This window comes from Pseudomonas fungipugnans (assembly GCF_029955235.1).
GTDB lineage: Bacteria > Pseudomonadota > Gammaproteobacteria > Pseudomonadales > Pseudomonadaceae > Aquipseudomonas > Aquipseudomonas fungipugnans.
The window spans coordinates 2257779-2281995 of record NZ_JARBWL010000001.1 but is presented as its reverse complement, the minus strand read 5'-3'; the positions used below and the strand labels follow the sequence as shown (position 1 = coordinate 2281995).

The following is a 24217-nucleotide window of genomic DNA, read 5'->3' as shown; positions in this document are numbered from 1 at the left end:
AGGATGTGTGGTCCTAGTGGCTCATATGACGAATCTTTCACTCGAAAGCCGCTGAACAATGAAAAACAGTTGCCTGGCCGGATTGGCAACCTGAGGAGTAAGCACTAGAGTATGCGCGCGCAAAACGGGCTTGGGCCGTTCGCACATCGTTGTCGCGTTTATTACGAGGACACCGATGCCGGCGGCATCGTGTATTACGTTAATTACCTCAAGTTTATGGAACGGGCTCGAACCGAGCGGCTACGGAACCTGGGCTTTGCCCAATCCCAGCTTGCAGGGGAGGACCTGTTGTTCGTCGTGCACTCCAGCGAAGCGCGTTACCACGCGCCGGCGCGACTGGACGACGAGTTGCTGGTAAGCGCTGAAGTAATCGAATTGAACCGTGTCAGCCTGCGCTTTAAACAGCAGGTCAGGCGGGCTACGGATAATGTGCTGCTCTGTGAAGGGCAGTTTTTGGTGGCCTGTGTGCGCACTAACAGTTTGAAACCCCGGGCCATTCCCGAAGCTCTACGTGCGGCCTTTGCCGACGTGAGCGGCGCGGGTACACACTCAAAGCAGGAGATAAAGCGTGGAAGCTAACGTCGTCGACCATTCCTCCATGTGGAGCCTGGTCAGCAATGCCAGCGTCGTGGTGCAGTTGGTAATGCTGATTCTGGTAGCCGCATCGGTGACCTCATGGATCATGATTTTTCAGCGTAGCAATCTGATACGTGCCGGTCGACGTGCCCTGGAGAGCTTTGAAGAGCGCTTCTGGTCCGGTATCGACCTGTCCAAACTCTACCGTCAGGCCGGTAGCAACCCTGATCCGGATTCGGGCGTCGAACAAATCTTCCGCGCCGGCTTCAAGGAGTTCTCCCGTCTGCGTCAGCAGCCAGGCGTTGACCCGGAAGCGGTCATGGAAGGCGTGGCCCGTGCCATGCGCGTGGCCATCTCCCGCGAAGAAGAAAAGCTCGAGCAGAGCTTGCCGTTCCTTGCCACCGTCGGTTCCGTCAGTCCGTACATCGGTCTGTTCGGTACGGTCTGGGGCATCATGAACTCCTTCCGTGGTCTGGCGACTGCCCAGCAAGCGACCCTGGCCACTGTGGCCCCGGGTATCGCCGAAGCACTGGTGGCTACCGCCATCGGCCTGTTCGCGGCAATCCCTGCGGTTATCGCTTACAACCGTTTTTCTGCCCGCAGTGAAACCCTGCTGAGCCGTTACTACACCTTCGCCGACGAATTCCAGGCGATCCTGCACCGCAAAGTGCACACCAGCGAAGAATAAGCAGGTATTTTCCAATGGCTTTAATCGCTCGAGCTCGCAAAAAGCGCAAGCCGGTTGCCGAGATGAACGTGGTGCCTTACATCGACGTGATGCTGGTACTGCTGGTCATCTTCATGGTGACCGCGCCGATGCTCAATCAGGGCGTGAAAGTTGATCTGCCCAAGGTTTCCAGCGAAGCCTTGCCGCAGGACAACAACACCCAGGTCCTGACCATTTCGATCAAGGCTGACAAGACCTACTACTGGAACCTTGGCAGCGAAGTCGACACCGAAAAGCAGCAGGACAAGGCCATGACCTTGCCGCAGATGACTGATGCGGTGACCAAGATCATTCGCGTCGGCAACGAAGGCGGCAAGCACACCCAGGTCTTCATTCGTGGCGACAAGTCCGTTGATTACGGCTCTGTCATGGGTGCCATGGGCGGGTTGCAGAAAGCCGGGGTCGGGAATGTTGGCTTGATTACCGAGGCGCCCTGATGCAGCAACAACGAGAGCCAACAGCCTCGGAAAGCTACTTCTGGCCTAGCGTTTGGGCAATTGGCTTGCATGTGCTGGTTTTCGGCATGCTGTTCGTCAGTTTTGCCCTGACGCCTGAGTTGCCGCCGGCCAAGCCGATTGTCCAGGCGACCCTGTACCAGCTGAAATCGAAAAGTCGGGCGACCACCCAGACCAATCAGAAGATTGCGGGTGAAGCGCAGAAATCTGCTGCGCGTCAAACCGAAGTCGAACAGATGGAACAGAAGAAGGTCGAGCAGGAAGCGGTGAAGGCTGCGGAACAAAAGAAAGAAGAAGCGGCTCAAAAGGCCGAGGAAGCCAAGAAGGCCGACGAGTCGAAGAAAGCGGACGAGGCGAAAAAGGCTGATGAAGCCAAGAAAGCCGACGACGCGAAGAAGACCGCCGAAGCCAAAAAGGCAGAACAGAAACAATTGGCTGATATAGCCAAGAAGAAAGCTGAAGAAGAAGCCAAGGAAGCCGCGCAAGAAGAGGCCAAGAAAGCGGCCGCTGACGAAGCGAAGAAAAAGATCGTCGAAGACGCGAAGAAGAAAGCCGCTGAAGACGCCAAGAAGAAAGCTGAAGCTGAAGAGGCGAAGAAGAAAGTCGCCGAAGACGCGAAGAAGAAAGCTGCTGCCGATGCTGCGAAGAAAAAATCGCAGGACGCGGCACGTAAATCCGCCGAGGACAAAAAGGCTCAGGCCCTGGCAGATTTGCTTTCCGACACGCCGCAGCGCCAGCAGGCCTTGGCCGATGAGCAGGGTGACGAAGTCGCGGGTAGTTTCGATGACCTGATTCGTTCTCGTGCAGCAGAGGGTTGGGCTCGTCCACCTTCGGCACGCAAGGGTATGTCGGTCGTGTTGCAAATCGGCATGTTGCCGGACGGTACGGTGACTTCTGTCAGCGTGCTCAAGTCCAGTGGCGACGGTCCGTTTGACGCGTCAGCCGTGGCTGCGGTCAAGAATATTGGACGTTTGACAGAAATGCAGGGAATGAAGCCGAGCGATTTTGCTCCGTATCGTTCATTCAAGATGACATTCACACCTGAGGATCTAGCCTTGTGAGAAACCTTCTTCGAGGAATGCTTGTCGTTATTTGCTGCCTGGCAGGGATAGCGGCGGCGGATGAAAAAAACATTCTGGTTACCAGCGGCAGTGATCGGGCGACCCCGATCGCCGTCGTACCGTTCGGTTTCCAGGGCGGCACCGTGCTGCCGGACGACATGGCTGAAATCATCGGCAATGACCTGCGCAACTCGGGTTACTACTCGCCGATTCCAAAGCAGAACATGATCAGCCAGCCGACCCAGGCCAGCGAAATCATCTTCCGTGACTGGAAGGCACTGAGTGCCCAGTACGTCATGGTCGGCAGCATTGTTCCGGCGGGCGGTCGCCTGCAGGTGCAATACGCACTGTTCAACGTCGCGACCGAGCAGCAAGTGCTGGCCGGTAGCGTGTCGGGTAGTGTCGAGCAACTGCGTGACATGGCGCACTTCATCGCGGACCAGTCGTTTGAAAAACTCACCGGTATCAAAGGTGCATTCTCGACGCGTCTGCTGTATGTGACCGCCGAGCGCTTCTCCGAGAAAAACACTCGTTACACGCTGCAACGTTCGGACTACGACGGTGCCCGCGCCGTGACCCTGCTGCAATCGCGCGAGCCGATCCTGTCGCCGCGTTTCGCCCCCGATGGCAAACGCATCGCCTATGTTTCGTTCGAGCAGAAGCGTCCACGGATCTTCATGCAGAACATCGACACCGGTCGCCGTGAGCAGATCACCAACTTCGAAGGCCTCAATGGCGCGCCAGCCTGGTCGCCGGATGGCAATCGCCTGGCATTCGTATTGTCCAAAGACGGTAATCCGGACATTTATGTGATGAACCTGGGTTCGCGTCAGATCACTCGTGTGACTGCCGGTCCCGGCATCAACACCGAACCGTTCTGGGGCAAGGATGGTTCGACCATCTACTTCACCTCCGACCGTGGCGGCAAGCCGCAAATCTACAAAACCAGCGTCGGTGGCGGCGGTGCGGAACGTGTGACCTTTATTGGTAACTACAACGCCAACCCCAAGCTTTCGGCTGACGAAAAGACCCTGGTGATGATTCACCGCCAGGACGGCTTCACTAATTTCAAGGTGGCAGCCCAGGATTTGCAGCGCGGCAGCGTAAAAATCCTAACTGATAGCACTCTGGACGAGTCGCCTACTGTTGCGCCCAACGGCACCATGGTAATCTACGCCACCCGCCAGCAGGGCCGGGGAGTCTTGATGCTCGTGTCCATTAATGGACGCGTAAGGCTCCCGCTTCCTACCGCTCAAGGCGAAGTCAGAGAACCTTCCTGGTCCCCTTACCTGAACTGACGCGGCGCTACACGTTTTACTTAACACACTGGGGTTCATTAGGAGTTTCACGATGGAAATGCTGAAGTTTGGTAAATTTGCTGCGCTGGCTCTGGCCATGGCTGTAGCTGTAGGTTGCTCGTCCAAAGGCGGCGACAACGCCGGTCAAGGCGCTGTTGATCCAAACGCTGGTTACGGCGCAAACACTGGTGCCGTTGACGGTTCCCTGAGCGAAGAAGCTGCTCTGCGCGCAATCACCACCTTCTACTTCGAATACGACAGCTCGGACCTGAAGCCAGAAGCCATGCGCGCTCTGGACGTTCACGCCAAAGACCTGAAAGCAAACGGCGCTCGCGTTGTTCTGGAAGGCAACACCGACGAACGTGGTACTCGTGAGTACAACATGGCACTGGGCGAGCGTCGTGCGAAAGCCGTTCAGCGCTACCTGGTACTGCAAGGTGTTTCCCCAGCTCAGCTGGAACTGGTTTCCTACGGCGAAGAGCGTCCAGTTGCTACTGGCAACGACGAGCAGTCCTGGGCTCAAAACCGTCGCGTCGAACTGCGTAAGTAATTCGTCATGCGAACGTGCCGTCGTGCTGTAACTGTTCTGGCTCTCAGTCTCGCACCGCTTGCGGTGTGGGCTGCGGTTCCTGTGGTCGATGACAACTCCGGTTATAACAATAGCGGGAGCAGTTATCCGCCTGCGGGTTACGGTACGAACGGCGCCTATGCCGGGGGAGGGGTTTCGGCCCCTGTCTCGGCACAGGGCGAGCTGTTCAACCAACTGCAACAAATGCAGGAGCAGATCTCGCGTCAACAGGGTGTGATCGAAGTTCTGCAAAATGATGTAGCGCGCATGAAGCAGGAAAACCTGGAGCGATACCAGGATCTTGATCGGCGCATAGGAACCGGCGTTGCACCAGCCGCGACTCCTGATAATTCTTCCACTGGTGGCAACCTCAATGCCCCCAGTGCAGCAGCAGGTGCAGGAGCGGTAGCCGCCCAAGCCCCGGCCGCGAGCAGCGAACCGGGTGATCCGGCGAAGGAAAAGCTCTATTACGATGCTGCCTTCGACCTGATCAAAGCCAAGGACTTCGACAAGGCCAGCCAGGCCTTCGCCGCTTTCCTGCGCAAATACCCGAACAGCCAATACGCGGGCAACGCCCAGTACTGGTTGGGCGAAGTCAACCTGGCCAAAGGCGATCTGCAAGGTGCAGGTCAGGCGTTTGCCAAGGTTTCGCAGCTGTACCCCAAGCACGCCAAAGTGCCTGATTCGCTGTACAAGCTGGCTGACGTAGAACGCCGCCTTGGTCATACCGACAAGGTAAAAGGTATTCTTCAACAGGTAGTGTCCCAATATCCGGGCACTTCCGCCGCGCAGTTGGCCCAGCGCGATTTGCAGCGCATGTAAGCCTGTTTGACCCGTTTTGAAGAAACCCGCGCTTGCCGCGGGTTTTTTCGTTAGAATTCACGCCCTTTTTCTGAAACACCGCTTTTTGGGATCTGCGCGTTGGCGAGGTTCCTTGAAGTGCCTGACGGAGGCGGACAGCCTGTTTAGCTGTTACGCCCGTGGCGACTATGCAAGACACATTGAGAATCACCGAAGTTTTCTACTCTTTGCAGGGGGAAACGCGGACTGCCGGGCTGCCCACTGTTTTTGTGCGCCTGACCGGTTGCCCATTGCGTTGCCAATACTGCGACAGCGCCTACGCCTTCAGTGGCGGCACGGTGCGCTCACTCGACGACATACTCGAGCAAGTGGCCGGTTTTCGCCCGCGTTACGTCTGTGTGACCGGTGGCGAGCCGCTGGCCCAACCCAACGCCATCCCATTGCTAAAGCAGTTGTGCGACGCCGGTTACGAAGTGTCACTGGAAACCAGTGGGGCTCTGGACATCTCGGCCGTCGATTCGCGGGTCAGTCGCGTTGTCGACTTGAAAACCCCGGGTTCAAAAGAAGCACACCGTAATCGCTACGAGAATATCGAACTGCTGACGCCGAATGATCAGGTGAAATTCGTCATCTGCTCCCGGGAAGACTATGACTGGGCCGTGTCCAAGCTGATCCAGTACGGTCTTGAGCGACGTGCCGGCGAAGTGCTGTTTTCGCCGAGTCACCACGACCTGAATGCACGGGACCTGGCTGACTGGGTGGTGGCGGACAACCTGCCAGTACGCCTGCAATTGCAGCTGCATAAATATCTTTGGAATGACGAGCCGGGGCGCTGAGATGACTGAACAACTGAATACCACTGAAAAACGTGCAGTGATCCTGCTGTCCGGTGGCCTGGACTCGGCGACAGTGGTGGCCATGGCTCGCGCTGAAGGCTATCGCTGCTACACCATGAGCTTCGACTACGGTCAGCGCCATCGCGCCGAACTGCATGCTGCCGAGCGTGTGGCTCGTGACTTGGGTGTGATCGAGCACAAGGTGATCGGCCTGAACCTCGACGGCATCGGTGGCTCGGCATTGACTGACAGCTCCATTGACGTGCCAGAGGCTCCGAGCGAAGGCATCCCGGTGACTTATGTGCCCGCACGCAACACCGTGTTTCTGTCCCTGGCATTGGGCTGGGCCGAAGTGCTCGGCGCCCGTGACATCTTCATTGGTGTGAATGCGGTGGATTACTCCGGTTACCCGGATTGCCGTCCAGAATTCGTCGAAGCCTTCGAGCGCATGGCCAATCTGGCGACCAAGGCCGGTGTCGAGGGCAATGGTTTCCGTATCCAGGCGCCGCTGCAAAACATGAGCAAGGCACAGATCGTCCAGGCTGGTGTGAAGCTGGGCGTTGATTATGGGCTGACCGTTTCCTGCTATCAGGCCGACGATAATGGCCATGCGTGCGGCAAATGTGACAGCTGCAGACTGCGTGCAGAAGGCTTTGCGGCGGCCGGTGTGAGTGACCCAACACCTTATTTTTGATTTATTTCAAATTAAGTGTTGAATAGTCCTTAAAAATCAGTATTATACGCGCCACCACACAGCGGGTCGTTAGCTCAGTTGGTAGAGCAGTTGGCTTTTAACCAATTGGTCGTAGGTTCGAATCCCACACGACCCACCATTTTTATAGCAGTTTAGAAAATCCGGAAGGCCCACGAAAGTGAGGATTTCCGGGTTTTTTTTTGCCTAAAAATCAGAGCGCGCAAGTGGCGGTGTACGTCAACGTGCCTCGTCCTGTATCTCCCCCCAAAATACTAAACCCTGCCCCAGCGCAACGTCTGTGCAGGTCTGATGCGACAGCATTGAGACCTGTCGCCTGCTCGGCCGACAGTCTCCAAGCCTGCTGAGAACGCGCAAAAATCCCGCCTCTCCAACATGAAAAAAGTGTCATCTGAAACAAATTGTATTTAAAAGGGCCGGTGCCTAATATTCGCGCGTTTTCGATAGTCATTCTCATTATTATTCTCATGCATGCCTAGCTTTGACTACCACCCGCCAAGAGGTGGTGCAGGGCGCAGGCAGGCCAGGGGATACGGAGCTATAGATGCGGGCGATGTCTTTCCACCGATCAAAACAATACCGAACAATAACCCGGTCCGATTCATTTTCAGCCCGCAAGACAGGCCTCGCGACGGCCATCGCCTGTGCGTTCGCCTGCGCCTGGATCAGCCCGACGTTTGCAGCGCAATCTGCAGCGGCCGATGACGTCAACCCGGCTGATCTGCCTGAAGCGGATCTGACCATCAAGGCCGCGCCCGCCGATCAGTGGACCGGGTTCTGGACCCGTCAAAACATGCTCGGTGATATCGGCGGTTTGCGTTCCGTCCTGGCAGGCTACGGTGTGACCCTCGGTCTGACGGAAACCAGCGAATACCTGAACAACGCCAACGGTGGTTTGAAGCGCGGCGGGGCCTATGACGGCCTGACGACCATGACGCTGAAACTCGACACCCTGAAGGCCTTCGGCCTGGCGGGCGGCACCCTCAACGTCAGCGCGGTGAATGTGCACGGCCGCAACCTGAGCCAGAACAACCTCGGCAGTATTCAAACCGCCAGCGGCATCGAAGCGGACACCGGCACCCGTCTGTGGGAGGCGTGGTACCAGCAGAAATTCCTCGATGACGCGCTGGATATCCGCGCCGGCCAGCAAAGTATCGACCAGGAGTTCATGGTCAGTCAGTACGCCGGTACCTTCGTCAACACCATGTTCGGCTGGCCGGCCGTGCCTTCCTACGACATGCCAGCCGGCGGCCCTGCCTACCCGCTGTCCGCATTGGGTGTGCGTCTGCGCGCTCACCTGACCGATGAACTGACCGTTCTCGGTGGCGTATACGACGGTAACCCGGCCGGTACGAACGTGGGCGATCCACAACGGGCGAACGCCCACGGCACCAACTTCAACACCCACGACGGTGCGATGTTCATCGGCGAGTTGCAGTACGGGGTCAATCAGCCTTCGGTCGGGCAACTGGATACCGGTGGCAAAAACGGTCTGCCGGGCACCTACAAGCTTGGCGCCTGGTACAACAACGAGAAGTTCGCCGATCAGCGTTACGACGCCGACGGGCTTTCGCTTGCCGATCCGGCCAGCAGCGGCAATCCGGCCGAGCACAAGGGTGACTACAGCGTCTACGCCGTGGCGGACCAGATGGTCTGGCGCAAGGCCGACGACAGCCCGCAAGCGCTGGGCGTGTTTGCCCGTGTCATGGGCGCACCGGGTGATCGCAACCTGATCGGTTTCAGTGCCAACGCCGGCGTCAGCCTGACGGCGCCTTTTGCCGGACGTGATACCGATACGGTCAACCTGGGCATGGGTTACGCCAGGGTCAGCAATTATGCCAGCGGGCTGGATGCCGATGCCGGCAACCGCCAGCGTCACGGCGAGACCTACATCGAAGCGACCTACCAGTACCAGTTGACCCCATGGTGGCAACTGCAACCGGACATTCAATACACGCTCAATCCAGGCGCGGGGCAGAACCCGAACGACCCGACTCAGCGACTCGGCAACACCTTTGTCTGGGGCTTGCGCACCAACATCACGCTGTAGCGGTGTGAACGCTTAAGCCGGGAACAAATGAATCGGACCCTGACCCACGGGTCCTGCCGAGTTCGAGATATCAGGAGTATTGCATGACACATTTGAACTTTCCGCGCCTTGGCAAAGGCATCGCGGTGCTGGCCACGCTGTGCGTCTTTGGTTCGGCACAGGCCGATGAGCCGCAAGGTTTTCTGCAGAATATTCACAAGCACCTGACCCTGACGTCCACGGTGCCGGACAACGGCGACCAGAACCCGTACGCGATCGTCGTCGCGCCGGTGTCCGCCGGGAAAATCCAGAAGGATGACGTGCTGGTCGACAACTTCAACAACGCCGCCAACCTGCAAGGTGTCGGCACTACCATTGTTGACTACAACCCGACCAGCAAGCAGTTGTCACTATTTGCCCAGTTGCCCCACGACTTGCCTCAGTGCCCGGGCGGCGTCGGCCTCAGCACAGCGATGACCATGCTCAAGAGCGGCTGGGTGATCGTCGGCAGCACCCCGAGCAACGACGGTACGACCGACACCAAGGGCGCGGGTTGCCTGATCGTGCTGGATCCGAACGGCAAGGTTGCTGATGTCTGGTCGGGGCCGAACATCAACGACCCGTGGGGCAACATGGCGGTGATCGACAACGGCTCCAGCGCGACCTTGTTTGTCAGCAACGCAGGCTTCGGCATGGGCAGCTCCAAGGGCACGCCGCCGGTGGTCACCCAGTCCACGGTATTGCGTCTTGAACTGTCCATCGCCGATGGCAAGCCACCGGTTATCAAGAACCAGACAGTGGTAGCGGGTGGCTTCAGCGCCCAGGCGGACAAAGCCGTGTTCCTCGTCGGCCCTACCGGCCTGGCGTTGGGCAAGGACGACAAGCTGTACGTCTCCGATACCGTTGCCAACCGCATCAGCGAAATTTGGGATGCGACCACCCGTACCACCAGCGCCGGTGTCGGCCGCACGTTGACCCACGATGGTTTGTTGATGCGTCCGCTGGCATTGGCCACCGCGCCTAATGGCCACTTGCTGACCACCAACGGTTTGAACGGCAAGGTTGTCGAGATCGACCCGCAAACCGGCAAGCAACTCTATGCGCAGTGGATCGACGCCAACAAAGCTCAGGTGCCACCGGGTAACGGCGATTTGTTCGGCATTGCCATGACCCCGACGGGCGACGGTTTCTACTACGTGGAAGACGACGTGAATACGCTCGTACTGGCCAAATGAACAAGCCCGTCGACACTAACAGCGGTCTGTCCCGGCGCGGTCTGTTGACTGCCGCTGGTGGCCTGGCCATTGCTGCCGGGGCCATCGGCGCCGGCGGCATGGCGGCTGCCGATCGCTTCACCCGGCGTGATCAGCCGGCCAGTCCGGCGTCCATGGTTGAACCGTTTTATGGCGTGCATCAAAGCGGCATCGTCACGCCGCAGCAGACGCATTCGATCTTCGCCACGTTCGATCTCGACACCAGCACACGGGCCGATGTCATCACGCTGCTGAAGCGCTGGACCGACGCCGCCAATCGCATGAGCCGTGGCGAAACCGCGCAGCCGTTGGGCCAGCCCAAGGACGCTCCAGCGCTGGATGGCGGCTCGGCAGCGGGGCTTGCAGCGGCTCGCCTGACCATCACGTTCGGCTTCGGGCCGGGATTGTTCACCCGTGATGGCGTGGATCGCTACGGCTTGGCGGCACGCCGGCCGGAAGCGCTGGTCGACTTGCCGAAATTCAATGGCGACCAGCTGATTGCGGAAAAATCTGACGGTGACCTGAGCATTCAGGCCTGTGCCGATGATCCGCAAGTGGCGTTTCACGCCTTGCGCGAACTGCTCAATCTGGCGACCGGCATCGCCACGATCAAGTGGGTGCAATCGGGCTTTACCAGTCCACCGCCTGCGGGCGGCACCACGCGCAATTTGATGGGATTCAAGGACGGCACCAACAATCCGTCGACCCACGACAACGACCTGATGAGCAAGATGCTCTGGGTCGGTGACGAAGGCGGCTGGATGAAGGCCGGCTCCTATGTGGTGGTACGGCGCATCCGTATCGCGCTGGAGCACTGGGACAAGACCGAGCTGGGCTTTCAGGAGGAAGTCGTCGGTCGAGACAAGGCCGTTGGCGCGCCGCTGGGCAAGACCCATGAAACCGATCCGCTGGACCTGGACGCCGAGGACCAGGACGGCAACCCGGTGATCCCGGCAACCGCGCATTCGCGCTTGTCATCCGCCGCTGAAAACGACGGTTCGCAAATCCTGCGTCGCGCTTATTCCTTCAACGACGGTGTCGGTTTTTATGCCGAACGCTGGCCGCCATGGCGCCAGGGAATGATGCTGGATGCCGGGTTGTTTTTCGTCGCCTATCAGCGGGATCCACGCACCGGCTTTATCAGGATCAACAAGAAACTGGCCTCCCTCGACATCATGAACCAGTACACCACCCACGTCGGCAGCGGCATTTTTGCCTGCCCGCCGGGGGCTGCCGAGGGCTCGTTCATTGGCGCGGCGCTGTTCGAAGGGCTGACCGGGTAAACACCCAAATCAGTCAGTTAAGCGAAACCCCTGTGGGAGCGGGCTTGCTCCCACAGTGGGGCGTACTCATCTTTGGTTTTTGGAGCATTGCGAATGTCTTTCAACGTTTTCAACGGCACGTTCAAACTCGCTTGCGTAGCCGCAGCACTGCTGGCGTCGGGCGTTTCCCAGGCGGCCTCGTTGACCCTGTACAGCGCCCAGCACGAGCAGACCGTCAATCTGCTGGTCAAGGACTTCGAGAAGCAGTCCGGTATTTCGGTGAAAGTCCGTACCGGCGAAGGTCCGGAACTGGCGGCGCAATTGCTGGCCGAAGGCAGCGCCTCGCCCGCCGATGTGTATTTCACCGAAAACTCCCCCGAGCTGATGTTGCTGGAAGGCAAAGGCATGCTGGAGAAAGTCGAGCCCGCCACCTTGTCCACCATCCCGGCACGCTTCAACTCGCCGAGCGGCGAATGGGTCGGTGTGGTCGCCCGTGAGAACGTGCTGGCGTACAACACCAAGCTGATCCAGCCTGCTGATTTGCCGGCATCGCTGCTGGATCTGGCCGGCCCTGCCTGGAAAGGCAAGCTGGCCATCGCGCCATCCGATGGCGATTTCCTGCCGGTGGTCAGCGCCGTACTTGCGTTGAAGGGCGATGCCGCGACGCTGGAATGGCTCAAGGGCTTGCGCACCAACTCGCAGATTTTCAATGACGACGAAGGTGTCACCGCCGCCGTCAACCGTGGCGGTGTGGCGGTTGGCATCATCAACAACTACTACTGGGCTCGCCTGCATGCCGAGCTGGGTGATAAAGGCACGCACAGCGCGCTCTATCACTTTGGTAACGGTGATGTCGGCGCGCTGGTCAACGTGTCGGGCGCAGCCGTGCTGAAGACCACGCACAACAGGGACGCCTCGAACAAGTTCCTGGCTTACCTGACCAGCGAAGGCGCACAGCAGTTGATGGCGCAGAACAAGGTGACCTACGAGTATCCGTTGCGTGCCGGTGTGGCGCCTGATCCTTTGCTGACGCCGTTCAGCCAGCTGTCACCACCCGCCCTGGACATGAAAGCGCTGGGTGACGATACCCAGGCGGTCAAGTTGCTGCGTCAGGCCGGCCTGCTGTAAATGGCTAACCTGGCCATTGCGGTCAAGCCCGAACGGCGTACGCCGTTCGGGCTTTTGTTCGTCTGTTGCTGTGTGGCGCTGCTGGTGTTGGTGCCGCTGGCGTTCACCTTGAAACAGGCAGCGAGCTTTGGCTACCAGGACGCGATTGAACTGGTATTCCGTCCTCTGGTGGGCGAGCTGGCCCTCAATACCTTGTTCATCGTTGTCGCGGCGACGGTTGCCTCGGCGGTGATCGGCACGGCCGTGGCCTGGTTCGTCGAACGGACGCACCTGCCCGGCTACCGCTTCTGGGCAGTGCTGGCAGCTGTGCCGCTGGCGATTCCGCCGTTTATCACCAGCTATGCGTGGCTGTCTTTCAGCCTGTCGCTGCAGGATTTCAGCGGCGCGTTGCTGGTCGTGACCACCGCCTATTTTCCGCTGGTCTATCTTCCCGTTGCGGCCGCGCTCAGGGGCATGGACCCGGCGCTGGAGGAAACGGCCCGCTCCCTCGGACTTGGCCCGTGGCGCAGTTTTTTTCGTGTGGTGTTGCCGCAACTGAAACCGGCATTGCTCGGTGGCGTGTTGCTGGTCGCCCTCAGTGTGTTGTCCGAGTTCGGCGCATTCGTGTTGCTGCGCTTTCGCACCTTCACCACTGAAATCTACGCCGAGTACCGCGCCAGCTTCGACGGTGCCGGGGCGGCGGTGTTGGCATGCATTCTGATGCTGCTGTGCCTGATTTGCCTGATCGCGGAATTCAAGGTGCGCGGGCTGGCTCGTTATGACCGGCTAGACCGGGGCGCGCGCCGCTCCACTATTCGCTATGAGCTGGGCTGGAAGAAGTGGCTGGTCTTCAGCGGCTTCACCGGCCTGACCGTCGCGACACTGGGCGTGCCGCTGGGCATGATCGGTTACTGGCTGTTGCAGCACAGTGAGGCGGCGGTGACGCCGGTCGAAGTGTCAGTGGAACAACTGATCAGCACCACCTGCGCGTCGCTCGGGTTTGGTCTGGCCGGGGCCGTGCTGACCACGCTGCTCGCATTGCCGTTGGGCTTTTTGCTGGTGCGTTACCCCAGCCGGCTGACCACGTTGCTGGAGCGTATTTCTTATCTGGGGCAGGGCGTTCCCGGGATCGTGATCGCCCTGGCGGTGATTTCGATTTCGATCCATGTCATCCAGCCGCTTTATCAGAGTTCGGCGTTGCTGGTGCTCACCTATTCGATCCTGTTCCTGCCGCTCGCGCTGGTCGGCGTGCATGCGGCACTGGTGCAGATTGAGCCGCGTCTTGAAGACACCGCCCGCTCGCTGGGGCTGAACGGCTGGCAAACCGCATGGCGAGTGATTCTGCCGCTGGCCGGGCCGGGTATCGGTGCGGCGGCGTCGATGGTGTTTATCACCATTGTCACTGAGCTGACCGCGACCTTATTGCTGTCGCCCATCGGCACCCACACCCTGGCCACGCAAGTGTGGGTCGATACGTCGGCGCTGGCCTTTGCCGCCGCCGCACCGTACGCCGCGCTGCTGGTCGGCATTTCGCTTTTTTCCACCTGGCTGCTGATGTCGCTGTTCGGCAAATCGGCAGTGCTGGGTGGTATCCAACCATAGGCACGGTTCATGGCTGATCTACACATTCACGGCATCAGCAAACAGTTCGGCAGTACCGCCGTGTTGCGCGGCGTCGACTTGTCGGTGTCCTCCGGCAGCCTGGTGGCCATTCTCGGGCCCTCGGGCAGCGGCAAGACCACGCTCTTGCGGCTGTTGTGCGGGTTCGAGCGTGCCGATGCGGGGACGATCCGGATCAACGGCCAGACGGTCACCGGCCCCGGCTTGTTTGTACCGTCCGAGAAACGCCACATCGGTTATGTGCCGCAGGAAGGCGCGCTGTTTCCGCACCTGTCGGTCGCCGACAACATCGTCTTCGGCCTGCCACGGCACTTGCGCAAGACCCGGCACCGCGTCGATGAATTGCTGGAGCTGGTCGGCTTGCCCGCCAGCTTTGCCAGCCGCTCGCCTCATGCCTTGTCGGGTGGACAGCAGCAACGGGTGGCGTTGGCGCGAGCGCTGGCACCAGCGCCAGCATTGGTACTGCTCGACGAGCCTTTTTCATCGCTGGATGCGACGTTGCGGGTGGAGACCCGGCAAGCCGTGGCGCAAGCGATATCGGCGGCGGGTGCGACGGCGGTGCTGGTTACCCATGATCAGTCCGAGGCGTTGTCGATGGGCAGCCAGGTGGCCGTGTTGCTGGAGGGGCGGCTGGTGCAGGTGGCGACGCCTGAACAGTTGTACCGGACGCCGGTGAACCCTGAGCTGGCGCGCTTTGTGGGCGATGCGGTGCTGTTGCCGGGTGTGGCCGAAGGCGGTTTCGTGAGCTGTGCCTTGGGGCGATTGCAGGTAATGGCCGGGATGCCGCAAGGGGCTGTCGAGGTGTTGCTGCGCCCGGAACAGATACGGCTGGTGCCGGTTCATGACGGCGTGGGCATCGGTGCGGCCAAGGCCCGAGGCCGGGTGCTGACGGTCGATTATTACGGTCACGATGCCTGCGTGCGGCTGAGCCTTGCCGGCGAAGACGGGTCATCGACCGTGCTGACTTCACGTTTGCCGGGGCATCTGTGTCCAAGGCCAGGTGATGAAGTCATGATCACCGTCGAAGCAGAAGTGCTGGTCTATCGGTTAACGGACTGCTAAGCGCAATCCCCCACACTCAGAATCATCTTTTGCATCAACGGGATATTCTGTAGCCTTGCGCAGCTTCAACGCTGTCCGTACCTGATGATACTCACTTTCCCGGCGGTACCCAGTAGGGTCCGGAGCCGGGTGTATACTCGACTTTCGCGCGAAAGCGCCTGCAGGTCTTGCGAACATGACGCAGATTTCCGAACGCCTTCTGGTTCAAGCCCACCTCGACGCCAAGCAGCCCAAGCCGCTGACGCCCGAGGAAGAGGCCCACTACCGCGCCGCCATCGCCGCCGAGCTCAAGGCTCAGGACGCGGTGCTGGTTGCCCATTTCTATTGCGACCCGATCATCCAGGCCCTGGCCGAAGAAACCGGTGGCTGTGTTTCCGACTCCCTGGAGATGGCCCGTTTCGGCAACGCTCACCCGGCCAAGACAGTGGTGGTCGCTGGCGTCAAGTTCATGGGTGAAACCGCGAAGATCCTCAACCCTGAAAAACGCGTATTGATGCCGACGCTGGAAGCGACCTGCTCGCTGGACCTGGGTTGCCCGGTGGACGAGTTTTCGGCGTTCTGCGACCAGCACCCGGAACGCACCGTGGTGGTCTATGCCAATACCTCGGCGGCAGTCAAAGCCCGGGCGGACTGGGTGGTGACTTCCAGCTGCGCGCTGGAAATCGTCGAAAGCCTGATGGACAACGGCGAGACCATCATCTGGGGCCCGGACAAGCACCTGGGCACCTACATCCAGCGCAAGACCGGCGCCGACATGCTGCTGTGGGACGGTGCCTGCATCGTGCACGAGGAGTTCAAGTCCAAGCAGCTTGAAGACATGAAAGCGCTGTACCCTGACGCAGCCATTCTGGTGCACCCGGAGTCGCCTACTTCGGTGATCGAACTGGCGGATGCCGTCGGCTCCACCAGCCAACTGATCGCGGCGGCGCAAACCCTACCGAACAAGACGTTTATTGTCGCCACCGACCGCGGCATCTTCTACAAGATGCAGCAGCTGTGCCCCGACAAGGTCTTCATCGAAGCGCCAACCGCCGGTAACGGCGCGGCCTGCCGCAGTTGCGCGCATTGCCCGTGGATGGCGATGAACACCCTGGAGCGCACGCTCAAGAGCCTGAAAGAGGGGACGAACGAGATCTTTGTTGATCCGGCGTTGATCCCCCAGGCGATCCGCCCGTTGAAGCGCATGCTGGATTTCACCCAGGCAGCGCGGATGAAATTGGCGGGGAATGCCTAAGGCCTGACACGCCAGCAATCACTGTGGGAGCGAGCCTGCTCGCTCCCACAGTGGTTTTCGTACTGCTGATTTACTTGGTCTTCTTCGGAATCCGCACCAGCTGCGTATTCGAATACATGTCATGCCAGCTGCGTTTTTGTTTATCGAACAGCGACCAGAAGAACCCCAGCCCGCCACACAGCCACGACGCAATCGACACCACAAACCGCAGCAACGCCTGCCACAGGCTGATCGCCGAGCCGTCGGCGTTCTGCACGCGGATGCACCACACCTGCATGCCCAGCGTCTGGCCTGACCAGGTCCAGAACTTGGCGAAGAATCCGAACAGCACAAACAGCAACACCGTCGACAGCAATGGATCACCATCCAGTGCACCGGCTTCGGTCAGGCTGCGCATCTTCTCTTCGCCGATGATCGCCATCTGAATCATCTTGTAGAGGCCACTGGTGACGATCAGCAGGGCGGTGCACAACAGGAAGTCATAGAACATCGCTGCCAGACGACGACCCAGGGTCGCGGCGGGAAAGTCGCCCTGAGGGGTAAGCAGGTGTTTCGACATGACTGCCTCGATGCGAAAAAAGAAGCCATTTTACGGATTTGCGCGCACAAAAAAGCCCCTGATATCAATATCAGGGGCTTTTTCGTTACAGAAGGTTAGGCTTCTGCTTGTACTTCGTCAGCCTGCATGCCTTTCTGGCCTTGCACGGCGATGAAAGTCACTTTCTGGCCTTCTTTCAGGCTCTTGAAGCCGTTGCCCTGAATAGCGCGGAAATGCACAAACAGATCCGGACCGCTTTCTGGAGTGATAAAACCAAAACCTTTCTCGTCGTTAAACCACTTGACGGTACCGCTCTGACGTGTGGACATTTCTTATTCCTTTGACGCAAAAAATTAATGACAGCCTCCTTCTCATGAAAGAGTACTGGGGCTGGTTGCAGGAGAGTAAGAAGACGTCGAACGGGATGTAGCTAACTTGTAGGCTACTGCCCAGGTCACGATTCCAAGCGACCCATGCAAACACAGTGAACAAACTCTACGCCAACTACGGGAGAAAAAACAACCCCCCGTGAGGGGCCCGGTTTTGCTCGGCTTGGTGGCGCTTAGTATGTTCACTAGTGCGGGCTTATTCGATAACGGTGTTCAATTGTTTTCGAACGTTATAAGCCAAGTTCATAAGCGAAAGCGTGCACTGTTTTATGGCGGTTGCGTGACAGATTAGTGCACTGTTGATGCAACCGCGTTACTTATAGAAACAGTCAATCAACCGCGATAGTAGCGTTGTGGAACAAATGGCATTTTGCTTACAAGCAAAGGCACCTTTTTCCCACGAACGATCGCCCATACCGGTGTGTCCAGTGCGATGTACGCGCTGTTCAGGTAACCCATGGCCAGCGGGCCTCCCAGGGTCGGGCCAAAGCCACCGCTGCAAACGGTGCCGATGATCTCGCCGGCCTCGTTGACGATTTCTGCGCCTTCACGTACTGGCGTGCGCTCTTGCGGCAGCAGGCCAACACGCTTGCGGCTGACACCGTTTTGCTGCTGCGCGAACACGGTTTCAGCGCCGGGGAAGCCGCCAGCCCGCGCACCATCGGCACGGCGTGGCTTGGAGATCGCCCACAGCAGGCTCGCTTCAATCGGCGTGGTCTCGGTGTTCATGTCGTGGCCGTAGAGGCACAGACCGGCTTCCAGGCGCAGCGAGTCACGCGCGCCAAGGCCGATGGCCGCCACCTCCGGTTCGGCCAGCAGGGCGCGAGCCAGGGCTTGGGCGTTGGCGGCCGGCACGGAGATTTCGAAACCGTCTTCACCGGTGTAGCCCGAACGGCTGACAAAGCAGTCCACGCCCAGCAATTTAACGCGGGCAAACTGCATGAAGGTCATCTTCGACACTTCAGGCGCCAGGCGCGCCAGCACTGTTACGGCGGCAGGGCCTTGCAGGGCCAGCAATGCACGCTCTTCGAACAGCGGCTCGATGCTGCACTGTTCGCCAATGTGCTTGCGCAGGTGCGCCAGGTCCTGATCCTTGCAGGCGGCGTTAACCACCAGGAACAGCTCGTCGTTGCCCAGGTTGGCGACCATCAGGTCGTCGAGGATGCCGCCGTTTTCATGGGTGAACATCGCGTAGCGCTGCATGCCCACCGGCAGGTCAATGATGTCCACCGGCACCAGGGCTTCCAGCGCCTTGGCGGCGTTGGCGCCGGTCAGGCGAATCTGGCCCATGTGCGACACGTCGAACAGCCCGGCCTGATCACGGGTGTGCTGGTGTTCTTTCATTACGCCCAGCGGGTATTGCACCGGCATGTCGTAGCCGGCGAACGGCACCATGCGCGCGCCGAGTTCGATGTGCAGTGCGTGCAGCGGGGTTTTCAGCAATTGTTCGGTGGACATATTCAGCTCCTGAAAAAGTGTGCAGATGCCGATGCGCGCGCATCAGCACTCGATAATGTTGACCGCCAAACCGCCACGGGCGGTTTCCTTGTATTTGCTTTTCATGTCGGCGCCGGTCTGGCGCATGGTGCGGATCACCTTGTCGAGGGAGACGAAGTGCTGCCCGTCGCCACGCAGGGCGATGCGCACCGCATTGATGGCTTTCACCGAGCCCATGGCGTTGCGTTCGATGCAGGGCACTTGCACCAGACCGCCAATCGGGTCGCAGGTCAGGCCGAGGTTGTGTTCCATGCCGATCTCGGCGGCGTTTTCCACCTGCGAAACGCTGCCGCCCAACACTTCGCACAAAGCACCGGCCGCCATGGAGCAGGCCACGCCGACCTCGCCCTGACAGCCAACTTCGGCGCCGGAGATCGAGGCGTTTTCCTTATACAGAATGCCGATCGCGGCGGCGGTGAGCAGGAAGCGCACCACGCCGTCTTCGTTGGCGCCCGGAATGAAGCGCATGTAGTAATGCAACACCGCCGGGACGATCCCCGCCGCACCATTGGTGGGCGCCGTGACGACACGCCCGCCGTTGGCGTTTTCTTCGTTGACCGCCAGTGCATAAAGGTTGACCCAGTCCAGCACCGACAGCGGATCACGCAGCGCCGATTCCGGGTTGTTGCACAGTTGCCGATGCAGCGCCGCTGCCCGGCGCTTGACCTTCAAGCCACCCGGCAAAATGCCTTCGTTGCGGCAACCGGCAGCCACGCAGTCTTGCATCACTTGCCAGATGTGCAGCAGACCGGCGCGGGTTTCCGCTTCCGGGCGCCAGGCGCTTTCGTTGGTCAGCATTACCTGGCTGATCGACAAGCCATAAGTCGCGCAATGCCCGAGCAGGTCCTTGGCACTTTTGAACGGGAAGGTCAGCGGTGTGGCGTCTTCGACGATGCGGTCGGCACCGGCCGCGTCTTCATCAACGACAAAACCGCCGCCCACCGAGTAGTACTCGCGGCTGCGGATTTGCAGGCCCGCAGCGTCGAACGCACGGAAGATCATGCCGTTGGGGTGATAGGGCAATGGCTTGCGAATCATCGCCAGGTGTTCTTTCTCGTTGAACGCAATGCTGTGTTCGCCGAGCAGGTTCAAACGACCGTTGCCGCGAATTTCCTGTAGCCGGGCCGCGACGGTTTCAGTGTTCACGGTGTCCGGGTGTTCACCTTCCAGGCCCAGCAACACGGCCTTGTCGCTGCCATGGCCTTTGCCGGTGGCGCCGAGCGAGCCGTACAGCTCGACCTTGACGCAGGTGGTGACGCCCAGCAGGTTTTCACGGCGCAGGCCTTCGACAAAACGGGCAGCGGCGCGCATCGGGCCGACGGTGTGGGAACTGGAGGGGCCAATGCCAATCTTGAACAGGTCGAACACGCTTAACGACATGAGTGGTTCTCCGGTTTCTTGTTATGGGGATCGGCACAGATCTTGAAGTGTGCTGCGATCCTGTGGGAGTTGGCTTGCCTGCGATGGCGGTGGGTCAGGCAACAAAGATGTGACTGACCTACCGCCATCGCAGGCAAGCCAGCTCCCACACGGGTATGCGGTGTTCTTGAAAGGGGCGGTTGGACCGCCCCCACACAGCTTTAAGCGTAGCTTTCGATCGACGGGCAGGCGCACACCAGGTTGCGGTCGCCGAACACGTTGTCGACGCGGCCGACCGGTGGCCAGTATTTGCCTTCGATCAGCGACGCAACCGGGTATACCGCTTGCTCACGGCTGTACGGATGCGTCCACTCGCCAACGATTTCCGCAGCGGTGTGCGGTGCGTTTTTCAGCGGGTTGTCGTCCTTGTCCAGGGTGCCGTTTTCCACTGCGCGGATTTCTTCGCGGATGCGGATCATGGCGTCGCAGAAGCGGTCCAGTTCTTCTTTGGATTCGCTTTCGGTCGGCTCGATCATCAGCGTGCCAGCCACCGGGAACGACATGGTCGGGGCGTGGAAGCCGAAGTCGATCAGGCGCTTGGCCACGTCATCGACGCTGATGCCGCTGCTGTCTTTCAACGGACGCAGATCCAGAATGCACTCGTGTGCCACCAGACCATTGCTGCCGGTGTACAGCACGGGGTAGTGCTCTTCCAGGCGACGGGAAATGTAGTTGGCATTGAGGATCGCCAGCTGCGATGCACGCTTGAGGCCTGCGCCGCCCATCATCCGGATGTACATCCAGGTGATCGGCAAGATGCTCGCGCTGCCGAACGGTGCCGCGCAGACCGCGCCTTGCTTGCGCTCCATCTGGGCGTGGCCCGGCAGGAACGGAGTCAGGTGCGACTTGACGCCAATCGGGCCGACGCCAGGACCGCCACCGCCATGAGGAATGCAGAAGGTCTTGTGCAGGTTCAGGTGCGAAACGTCGCCGCCGAACTTGCCCGGCGCGCAGAGGCCGACCATCGCGTTCATGTTGGCGCCGTCGATGTACACCTGGCCACCGTTGTCATGAATGATGCCGCAGATTTCGCGGATGCCTTCTTCGAACACGCCGTGGGTCGACGGGTAAGTGATCATCAGCGCGGCGAGGTGTTCGCGGTGCTCGATGGCCTTGGCGCGCAAGTCTTCGATGTCGACGTTGCCACGGGCATCACACGCAGTGACGACCACACGCATGCCGGCCATGTTGGCGGTAGCGGGGTTGGTGCCGTGGGCGGACGAGGGGATCAGGCAGATGTCGCGGCGGTCTTCGCCACGGCTCTGGTGGTAGGCACGAATGGCCAGCAGACCGGCGTATTCGCCTTGCGAACCGGCGTTCGGTTGCAGCGAGATCGAGTCATAGCCGGTCGCGGCGCAGAGCATCGCTTCCAGCTCAAAGGTCAGTTGCTGATAACCGGCGCTTTGCTCGGCCGGGGCGAACGGGTGCAGGGCGCCGAACTCAGCCCAGGTCACCGGGATCATCTCGCTGGCGGCGTTGAGTTTCATGGTGCACGAACCCAGCGGGATCATGGTGCGATCCAGTGCCAGGTCCTTGTCGGCGAGCTTGCGCAGGTAGCGCATCAGCTCGGTTTCCGAGTGATAACGGTTGAACACCGGGTGGCTGAGGATCGGCGACTGGCGAACCAGAGCGGCCGGAACCGTGCTGACCACCGAAGCGGCGAGGGCGCCGAAGTCCGGCAGCGCCTTGCCGTCGGCGAGCAGGCTCCACAGGGTTTCGACGTCGGCCTGGCTGGTGGTTTCGTCCAGGGACAGGCCCAGGCGCTCGGCATCGACCACGCGCAGGTTGATCTGCCGGGCACGCGCCTTGTCGTGCAGTTTGGCGGTGTTGGCGCCGGTCTTGAGGGTCAGAGTGTCGAAGAAATGTTCTTGCTCGACGCTCAGGCCCAATGCGCTCAAGCCTTTGGCCAGAATGGCGGTCAGGTGATGAATGCGCTGGGCGATCTGCGTCAGGCCTTTGGGGCCGTGGTACACGGCGTACATGCTGGCGATGTTGGCCAGCAGCACTTGCGCGGTGCAAATGTTGCTGGTGGCTTTCTCGCGGCGGATATGTTGCTCGCGGGTCTGCATCGCCAGGCGCAGGGCCGGCTTGCCGAAACGGTCCACGGAAACACCGACCAGACGGCCCGGCATGTCGCGCTTGAACGCGTCCTTTGTGGAGAAGTAAGCAGCATGTGGACCGCCGAAACCCAGCGGTACGCCAAAGCGTTGTGCGCTGCCAATGGCCACGTCGGCGCCGAACTCGCCTGGCGGGGTCAGCACGGTCAGGGCCAGCAGGTCAGCGGCCACGGCCACCAATGCGTTGGCGGCGTGGAAGCGCTCGGTCAGTTCGCGGTAGTCGAACACGTCACCGTTGCTGGCCGGGTATTGCAGCAGGGCGCCGAAGAACGGGCTGACGTCGGTCAGTTCGCGTTCGTCGCCGACGACAACGTCGAGGCCCAACGGTTCTGCACGGGTGCGCAGGACGTCGAGGGTCTGCGGGTGGCAATGGCTGGAGGCGAAGAACGCATGGCTGCCCTTGTTCTTGCTCAGGCGTTTGCAGAAGGTCATGGCTTCGGCAGCGGCGGTCGCTTCGTCCAGCAGCGAGGCGTTGGCGATCGGCAGGCCGGTCAGGTCGCTGATCAGCGTCTGGAAGTTCAGCAGCGCTTCGAGACGGCCCTGGGAAATTTCAGGCTGGTACGGGGTGTAAGCGGTGTACCAGGCCGGGTTTTCCAGCAGGTTGCGCAGGATCGGCGACGGCGTGTGAGTGCCGTAGTAGCCCTGGCCGATGTAGGTCTTGAACAGTTGGTTCCTGGCGGCGATGGTCTTGATCAGGGCCAGTGCATCGGCCTCGCTCAGGCCGTCGTCCATGCCCAGGACGCTGGTGCCCTTGATGCTCTCGGGGATGACGCTGGCGCTCAGGGCTTCGAGAGAATCAAAGCCCAGGCTGTTGAGCATGGCTTGCTCATCGCCTGCACGCGGGCCGATGTGGCGTGCGATGAATTCGTTGGCAGTGCCGAGATTGATTTGAGACATGGGTAGGCGCTCCTCAGGCTTGTGCGTTGGCTTTGATCAGACGGTCGTAGGCGTCCTGATCCAGCAGCTTGGCAACAGCCGAGGCATCGCTTGGCTGGAAGCGGAAGAACCAGCCTTCACCCAGCGGATCTTCGTTGACCAGTTCCGGACTGTCTTCGAGCGCCGGGTTCACTTCCAGCACTTCACCGTCCAGTGGCATGTACACGCCGCTGGCCGCTTTTACCGATTCCACGGTGGCGGCTTCGGCGCCTTTGTCGTAGGACTGCAGCTCAGGCAGTTGTACGAAAACCACGTCGCCCAAGGCGTTCTGCGCAAAAGCGGTGATGCCGACTGTGACGCTGCCGTCAGCTTCGGTACGCAGCCATTCGTGATCTTCAGTAAAACGCAATTCGCTCATGGAAACTCCTAAGGGGGCCAGACTCGTCTGGTGGACGCGATTGAATGCTTGGGCCAAGGCCCTGATTTATGAGTGGTTACTAAGCAAGATCGCGGCCAAAGTTATTTTATTGATATAAATCAATAAGTTAGTTGGTCGAGTGATCGCTGGAGATTTGAACGCTGTAGCGAAATCGATACAGCCTGTGACGAAGAGAAAAGCCGAGGAGGATCAAAGCCTTGCACAGCGGTGATCAAAGAAGGGTGTATCGATATCGTTCCGCTGTAGCGCTTTCAGTACAGACGCAGGTCGCTTTTGAACCCGATTTATAAGGCACCACACAAAACTTGTGGGAGCGAGCTTGCTCGCGATTGCGGTAGGTC

The 24217-nt window shown here is 59.9% G+C and carries 22 protein-coding genes and 1 tRNA gene; 17 read left to right on the top strand and 6 right to left on the bottom strand.

Annotation, left to right across the window (positions count from 1 at the left end):
• Window positions 1-111: 111 nt before the first annotated feature.
• From ybgC to nadA, 17 genes are all read left to right on the top strand, one after another.
• A complete protein-coding gene (gene ybgC / locus POF45_RS09255; RefSeq protein WP_259496056.1) occupies window positions 112-579 on the top strand; it encodes a tol-pal system-associated acyl-CoA thioesterase in 468 nt (155 codons plus the stop codon).
• Window positions 569-1264, top strand: coding sequence for a protein TolQ (tolQ, locus tag POF45_RS09250; protein WP_047532507.1), 696 nt, complete (start codon window positions 569-571; stop codon window positions 1262-1264). Before ybgC ends, tolQ begins: the two co-directional genes overlap by 11 nt.
• Window positions 1265-1287: 23 nt before the next feature.
• On the top strand, window positions 1288-1740 hold the full coding sequence (gene tolR / locus POF45_RS09245; RefSeq protein WP_259503251.1) for a protein TolR: 453 nt from the start codon (window positions 1288-1290) through the stop codon (window positions 1738-1740).
• Window positions 1740-2819 carry a cell envelope integrity protein TolA gene (gene tolA, locus POF45_RS09240; RefSeq protein WP_259496054.1) on the top strand — a complete coding sequence of 360 codons (1080 nt, stop codon included), beginning with the start codon at window positions 1740-1742 and terminating at the stop codon, window positions 2817-2819. Before tolR ends, tolA begins: the two co-directional genes overlap by 1 nt.
• Window positions 2816-4117 carry a Tol-Pal system beta propeller repeat protein TolB gene (gene tolB / locus POF45_RS09235; RefSeq protein WP_409077901.1) on the top strand — a complete coding sequence of 434 codons (1302 nt, stop codon included), beginning with the start codon at window positions 2816-2818 and terminating at the stop codon, window positions 4115-4117. The genes tolA and tolB overlap by 4 nt, the downstream gene beginning before the upstream one ends.
• A 52-nt stretch (window positions 4118-4169) precedes the next feature.
• Window positions 4170-4667 (top strand): peptidoglycan-associated lipoprotein Pal, encoded by a 498-nt coding sequence (gene pal, locus POF45_RS09230; RefSeq protein WP_090187413.1) that lies wholly within the window; start codon window positions 4170-4172, stop codon window positions 4665-4667.
• A 6-nt stretch (window positions 4668-4673) separates the two neighbouring features.
• Window positions 4674-5507, top strand: coding sequence for a tol-pal system protein YbgF (ybgF, locus tag POF45_RS09225; protein ID WP_259496050.1), 834 nt, complete (start codon window positions 4674-4676; stop codon window positions 5505-5507).
• Between the two features lie 167 nt (window positions 5508-5674).
• Window positions 5675-6322 (top strand): 7-carboxy-7-deazaguanine synthase QueE, encoded by a 648-nt coding sequence (gene queE / locus POF45_RS09220; RefSeq protein ID WP_259496049.1) that lies wholly within the window; start codon window positions 5675-5677, stop codon window positions 6320-6322.
• Window position 6323: 1 nt separating this feature from the next.
• Complete coding sequence (gene queC, locus POF45_RS09215; protein WP_259496048.1) at window positions 6324-7016, top strand: 7-cyano-7-deazaguanine synthase QueC; 693 nt, start codon at window positions 6324-6326, stop codon at window positions 7014-7016.
• 63 nt (window positions 7017-7079) lie between these two features.
• Window positions 7080-7155: transfer RNA gene (locus POF45_RS09210), tRNA-Lys, on the top strand.
• 423 nt (window positions 7156-7578) lie between these two features.
• The gene (locus POF45_RS09205; protein WP_282315560.1) at window positions 7579-9084 is read left to right on the top strand and encodes a carbohydrate porin; all 1506 of its coding nucleotides are present in this window, start codon (window positions 7579-7581) and stop codon (window positions 9082-9084) included.
• 83 nt (window positions 9085-9167) lie between these two features.
• On the top strand, window positions 9168-10298 hold the full coding sequence (locus POF45_RS09200) for an NHL repeat-containing protein (protein ID WP_282315559.1): 1131 nt from the start codon (window positions 9168-9170) through the stop codon (window positions 10296-10298).
• Window positions 10295-11599, top strand: coding sequence for an iron uptake transporter deferrochelatase/peroxidase subunit (efeB, locus tag POF45_RS09195; protein ID WP_282315558.1), 1305 nt, complete (start codon window positions 10295-10297; stop codon window positions 11597-11599). The genes POF45_RS09200 and efeB overlap by 4 nt, the downstream gene beginning before the upstream one ends.
• A 93-nt stretch (window positions 11600-11692) precedes the next feature.
• A complete protein-coding gene (locus POF45_RS09190) occupies window positions 11693-12706 on the top strand; it encodes an iron ABC transporter substrate-binding protein (protein WP_259496041.1) in 1014 nt (337 codons plus the stop codon).
• Window positions 12707-14287, top strand: coding sequence for an ABC transporter permease (locus tag POF45_RS09185; protein WP_259496040.1), 1581 nt, complete (start codon window positions 12707-12709; stop codon window positions 14285-14287).
• Window positions 14288-14296: 9 nt separating this feature from the next.
• On the top strand, window positions 14297-15367 hold the full coding sequence (locus tag POF45_RS09180) for an ABC transporter ATP-binding protein (protein WP_259496039.1): 1071 nt from the start codon (window positions 14297-14299) through the stop codon (window positions 15365-15367).
• 175 nt (window positions 15368-15542) lie between these two features.
• On the top strand, window positions 15543-16601 hold the full coding sequence (gene nadA, locus POF45_RS09175; protein ID WP_259496038.1) for a quinolinate synthase NadA: 1059 nt from the start codon (window positions 15543-15545) through the stop codon (window positions 16599-16601).
• Window positions 16602-16671: 70 nt separating this feature from the next.
• Here the strand turns inward: nadA and POF45_RS09170 are convergent, their stop codons facing one another.
• The 6 genes from POF45_RS09170 to gcvH all read right to left on the bottom strand — a co-directional run bounded on the left by POF45_RS09170 (window position 16672) and on the right by gcvH (window position 23855).
• Entirely contained in the window at window positions 16672-17160 is a 489-nt protein-coding gene (locus POF45_RS09170; protein ID WP_282315557.1) for an RDD family protein, read from the bottom strand.
• Window positions 17161-17255: 95 nt separating this feature from the next.
• A complete protein-coding gene (locus tag POF45_RS09165) occupies window positions 17256-17468 on the bottom strand; it encodes a cold-shock protein (protein WP_024689098.1) in 213 nt (70 codons plus the stop codon).
• A gap of 393 nt (window positions 17469-17861) precedes the next feature.
• Window positions 17862-18986: a glycine cleavage system aminomethyltransferase GcvT gene (gene gcvT / locus POF45_RS09160; protein ID WP_259496036.1), complete on the bottom strand. Its 1125-nt coding sequence runs from the start codon at window positions 18984-18986 to the stop codon at window positions 17862-17864.
• Between the two features lie 42 nt (window positions 18987-19028).
• Window positions 19029-20405, bottom strand: coding sequence for an L-serine ammonia-lyase (locus POF45_RS09155; RefSeq protein WP_259496035.1), 1377 nt, complete (start codon window positions 20403-20405; stop codon window positions 19029-19031).
• A 200-nt stretch (window positions 20406-20605) separates the two neighbouring features.
• Window positions 20606-23458 (bottom strand): aminomethyl-transferring glycine dehydrogenase, encoded by a 2853-nt coding sequence (gene gcvP, locus POF45_RS09150; protein ID WP_282315556.1) that lies wholly within the window; start codon window positions 23456-23458, stop codon window positions 20606-20608.
• Between the two features lie 13 nt (window positions 23459-23471).
• The gene (gene gcvH / locus POF45_RS09145; protein ID WP_259496031.1) at window positions 23472-23855 is read right to left on the bottom strand and encodes a glycine cleavage system protein GcvH; all 384 of its coding nucleotides are present in this window, start codon (window positions 23853-23855) and stop codon (window positions 23472-23474) included.
• Window positions 23856-24217 lie beyond the last annotated feature (362 nt).